Origin of the sequence: Mesorhizobium sp. M7A.F.Ca.CA.001.10.2.1 (assembly GCF_003998575.1) — a bacterium.
Classification (GTDB): Bacteria; Pseudomonadota; Alphaproteobacteria; order Rhizobiales; family Rhizobiaceae; genus Mesorhizobium.
Map to the genome: position 1 here is coordinate 1 of NZ_RZQY01000448.1, position 4,881 is coordinate 4,881.

Annotated in this window: 4 protein-coding genes; 1 reads left to right on the plus strand and 3 read right to left on the minus strand. The window is 62.2% G+C overall.

Translation table 11 applies throughout. The annotated features are described in order from the left end of the window. The 3 genes from EN964_RS24330 to EN964_RS24340 all read right to left on the minus strand — a co-directional run. Window positions 1-332: 2Fe-2S iron-sulfur cluster-binding protein (locus EN964_RS24330; protein WP_206528754.1), on the minus strand; the 332-nt coding region annotated here is incomplete at its 3' end. Beyond that, on the minus strand, window positions 329-643 hold the full coding sequence (locus tag EN964_RS24335) for a sarcosine oxidase subunit delta (protein WP_127269175.1): 315 nt from the start codon (window positions 641-643) through the stop codon (window positions 329-331). The genes EN964_RS24330 and EN964_RS24335, both read right to left, overlap by 4 nt. A gap of 16 nt (window positions 644-659) precedes the next feature. Further along, complete coding sequence (locus EN964_RS24340; RefSeq protein ID WP_127269174.1) at window positions 660-1,919, minus strand: sarcosine oxidase subunit beta; 1,260 nt, start codon at window positions 1,917-1,919, stop codon at window positions 660-662. 240 nt (window positions 1,920-2,159) lie between these two features. Here EN964_RS24340 and EN964_RS24345 point away from each other — a divergent pair, with 240 nt between their 5' ends. Continuing rightward, on the plus strand, window positions 2,160-4,646 hold the full coding sequence (locus tag EN964_RS24345; protein WP_127276817.1) for a mechanosensitive ion channel family protein: 2,487 nt from the start codon (window positions 2,160-2,162) through the stop codon (window positions 4,644-4,646). Window positions 4,647-4,881: the final 235 nt, after the last annotated feature.

Below are 4,881 nucleotides of genomic sequence, written 5' to 3' on the forward strand. Positions count from 1 at the left end.
GCGTTGATGTCCCAGGCAAGCGAGGGAAAGCGGTTCTGGCTGATGGCAACCAGGCCGTCATGGATTTCGACCAGGGTCGCCGGAATGTTGGGCTCGCGAACCTCGCCCTTCAACACCGTCACCAGCGCGTTGGGTTCCTCGACGCCGGCAGTCAGCAGGCCGCGCGGGCGGTGGTATTTGAACGAACGTCCGTAAAGCGTGACGCCCTTGGCCAGCAGCGCCGACGCCAGCGTGTCGCCGGCATGGCCGGTGTAGGCCGTGCCGTCGAAGGTGAAGCGGATGGTTTTCAGCCGGTCGATGCGGCCGCCGGTATCGGCGCGGCGCGGGCTCATGCCTTGTCCTCCGCCTTGCGGCGCGCGGCGGAGCCATGATCGCCGCGCCCTTGATGATCACCGCGCACAAAGGCAACGCTGGAAATCTCATGCGTCAGCGTGTTGCGCACGACGCGCAGATGCGCGCGGCAACCGCCGGAATGCTGCCATATCTCGTTGTGGTCGCCGGCCGGGTTCAGCCGGTCATAGACATAGGCATTCCACGCCTCGAAATTCTGGGAGGCGGAGTCGGGACGCTCACGATTGCCGTCACCCTGATAGGTGAACTCGATGACGTCGCGCGGACCGCAATAGGGGCAAGTGATCAACATTGGACTCTACCTATTGCTAATGCAGCCGCGGGTTTGCACCCTGGCCCTTGTCGTCGATCACCAGGCCGCGGTGGAAGCGGTCGAGGGTGAAGGGGGCGTTGAGATCGTGCGGCTGGTCCTTGGCGATGGTCCAGGCAAAGCACCAGCCCGAGGCCGGCGTCGCCTTGAAGCCGCCATAACACCAGCCGCAGTTGAGATACATGCCGGGCAGGGGACCGGTGGTGATGATCGGCGAGCCGTCCATCGACATGTCGCAGACGCCGCCCCAGGAGCGCAGCATGCGCACACGGGCAAGGCCCGGAAACAGCGCCAGCATTTCGCTCATCACCTCGTCGACGACAGGCAAATTGCCGCGCTGGGCGTAGCTGTTGTAGCCGTCGATGTCGCCGCCATAGATGAGGCCGCCCTTGTCCGACTGCGACATGTAGAAATGGCCCATGCCGAAGGTGACGACGGTGTCGATGAAGGGTTTCAGCGATTCCGTGACGAAGGCCTGCAGCACATGGCTCTCGATCGGCATCGTCTCGATGCCGGCCAGCTGCATGACGCGTCCGGTGCTGCCGGCGACCGCCACGGCCACCTTCCTGGCGCGGATGTCGCCGCGCGAAGTGGTGACGCCTGATATGCGGTCGCCATCGCGCAGAAAGCCGGTGACCTCGCAATTCTCGATGATGTCGACGCCGCGCCGGTCGGCGCCACGCGCATAGCCCCAGGCTACCGCATCGTGGCGGGCGGTGCCGGCGCGGCGCTGCATCAAGCCGCCGACCACCGGGAAGCGCGCGCTTTCGGAGACATCGAGCGCCGGGATCAGACGTTTGATCTCAGCTTTCGTCATCAGTTCGGCGTCGACGCCGAGATGGCGCATGGCGTTGCCGCGCCTTGCATAGTCGTCGAACTGGGCCGGCGTGTGCGCCAGGTTCAGGCAGCCGCGCTGCGAGAACATGACGTTGTAGTTGAGCTCATGCGAGAGGTTCTCCCACAGCTTCATCGAGTGTTCGTAGAAGCGGGTGTTGGCCGGCAGCAGGTAGTTCGAGCGCACCGCCGTGGTGTTGCGGCCGACATTGCCGGAACCGAGCCAGCCCTTTTCCACAACGGCGACATTGGTGATGCCGTGTTCCTTGGCAAGATAATAGGCGGTCGCCAGCCCATGACCGCCGCCACCGATGATGATGACGTCATAGGACGCCTTCGGGTCAGGCTTGCGCCATGCCGGCTTCCAATCCTTGTTTCCCTTGAGCGCGTTCGCGAGCAGCGAAAAGGCCGAGTACTCTGCCATTGATGTCATCCGGTTCGGGCGATGCGGCAGACTATAGAGCAGGCCGCATCCGCAAAGCCAGTATTGCGCCATCGCCTTTCGACTGGCCGACGCTTGAGATGGATGGATGGGGGTGAGTGATCGGTGGCGCCAATGATCGGGTGGGCTCGCGATACGACGGCTTGCCCCATGATAGGGCCGTCTTTATCAAGGACAGGCTTTTTCAAATTGCCTTTGCCGCCGGTGAGTCGCCAACAAATCATGCTTTTCCGATTGCTTCGTCTCATTTTGATCCTCACGCTTGTCGTTTCGGTGCCGATGTCGTTCGACGCGGCTGCACAAGGGCTTGGCCAGGCGCCAGCCGGGCTGGTCGCCGACCAGCAGAAGATCCTGCAGGACCTGACGACCAAGACCGACAATCTGGAAAAGAAGATCCAACAGGAAGCCGATGAGGATAGCAGCCTCGTCGATATCCGCTTGCAGCTCGAGGAGTTGTCTCGGCAATCGCTGAACAGCGCACTGGCTTTCCGCACGCGTCTTGGCGAGATCAACAGCCGGCTTGAACAGATCGGGCCAGCGCCCGCCGCCGGCCAGCCGCCGGAGCCCGACATCGTCAGCGGCGAGCGCCAGGCGCTGGTGTCGGAAAAGGCGGAGATAAACGCCGTCATCTCGCAGGCCCAGTCCTTGTCGATCCGCATCAGCGGGCTGATCGACAAGATCGGCAATATGCGCAGCGAGTTGTTCCGCAACCTTTTGACCAAACGCTACGTGCTGTCGGATGCGCTGAGCCCGCAGGTTTTCTCCGACGCCAAGGACGAATACACCAATCTGTACAAGGCGGTGTCTTCCTGGCTGAGCTTCGCTTTCAAGTTCAAGTTCCAGGCGATCCTCGCAGCGACCTTCGTGGCGCTCGGGCTGGCGCTGGTGCTGCTGGTCGGCGGCAGGCGGCTGTTCGGGAGGGTGTTCGAAGCCGATCCCTCCAATGAGGACCCGTCCTATCTCAGCCGCTTATCGGTGGCTTTCTGGTCAACCTTGCTGCCAACGCTGGCGGTTGCCGCCTTTCTGGGATCGACGATTTTCTTCTTCAATTATTACAATGTGTTGCGTGGTGATATTGGCCTGTTCCTCAATGCATTGGCGACCGCCATCGGCGTGGTGTTCTGCGTCAACCGGCTGACCAATGCGGCGCTGGAGCCGCGGCTGCCGAACTGGCGCCTTATCCCGGTCGAAACGGGGCCGGCGCGCTGGCTGGTGCGCCTGACCACCGCCATGGCCGTGGTCATCAGCGTCAACACCTTCCTGTCGGTGATCAACGACAAAATGGGCTCGCCGCTGTCATTGACCATTGCCCGCAGTTTCGGCGCAACCATCATCGTCGGCGTCATCCTGATCCTGATGGCGATGCTGAGGCCATTCAAGGCGCGTGATGGAAGTTGGCGGCCGTGGCCGGCATGGCTGCGCTATACGGCGCTTGCACTCGGTCTTTTCACCATCGTCGCGGCGCTGCTTGGTTACATCGGCCTCGCTCTGTTCGTTTCGCTGCAGGTCGTCGTTACCGGCACCGCGCTGATCACCGCCTATATCGGTTTCCTGTCGGCACAGGCGATCGGCGAGGAGGGTGCTTTCGCCAACACCACCGTCGGGCGCTGGCTGTCGGCCAAATCCAGCTACGAGGATACGGCCCTCGACCAGCTCGGCCTTGTCGTCAGCGTTGCCATCAATGTGATGATCGTGCTGGTGTTCCTGCCGCTGATCCTGCTGATGTGGGGTTTCCAGCTGGGCGATATCCAGGCTTGGGCCTACAAGCTCGCAACCGGGATCAACATCGGGTCGGTGACCATTTCGGTGACCGGCATCCTCTCCGGCATCGTCGTCTTCATCATAGGCTATTTCCTGACGCGCTGGTTCCAGGGCTGGCTCGACGGTTCGGTGATGGCGCGTGGCAAGGTCGATACCGGCGTGCGCAACTCGATCAGGCTGGCGGTCGGCTATGCCGGCGTCGCGCTCGCGGCACTGGTCGGCATCTCGGCGGCGGGCATAGACCTGTCCAGCCTGGCGCTGGTCGCCGGCGCTCTTTCCCTCGGTATCGGCTTTGGCCTGCAGAACGTGGTGTCCAATTTCGTTTCCGGCCTGATCCTGTTGGCCGAGCGGCCATTCAAGGTGGGCGACTGGATCGTTGCCGGCGATGTCAGCGGCACAGTCAAGAAGATCAGCGTGCGCGCCACCGAGATCGAGACCTTCCAGCGGCAATCGGTGATCCTGCCCAATTCAAACCTGATCAACAACGCCGTCGGCAACTGGACTCACCGCAACAAGCTCGGCCGCATCGACATCAAGGTCGGCGTCGCTTACGGCAGCGACGTCAAGCAGGTTCATGCCGTCCTGCTGGAGATCGCCCGCAGCCACCCGATGGTGCTGAAGAACCCCGAACCCTTCGTGCTGTTTTCCAATTTCGGCCCTGCCGCCCTGGAATTCGAGATCCGCGTGTTCCTGGCCGATGTGATGAATGGCAACATCGCGCAGAACGACATCCGTTTTGCCGTCCTCGAAAAATTCAGCAGCGAACACATCGAGATGCCCTCGACGCCGCGCGCCGTGGTCGAGGCCCATAAGCCCAAGGCGTGGCCGACAGACGACGACAAGATCGAGGCCGACTTCGCCGAACAGGAGCAGATAAAGGCCGAAGCCGAGGCGGAGAAGAAGCGGCTGGTCAAGTCCCGCAAAACCAAGAAGCCAGATCCGGACTAAGCTGGGACTCCGTCGACCGTGATCCTGCCGGAACCGATTGCGGCATGAATGCGGCATTCAGTTGCGGTTCAGCTTCCATCTCCTATAAGCTCCCATGCAAAGGCGAAATTGCCTTGCGAAATGCAACAGAGGCGGTGGGAACACCGATATTGCACCATGTGGAAGTCTCTCGTCGCTGCCGTCGCCCTGGTCGCCGCCATCGGCTCGGTCCATGCCGCAAGCGCGGTCAACAAGG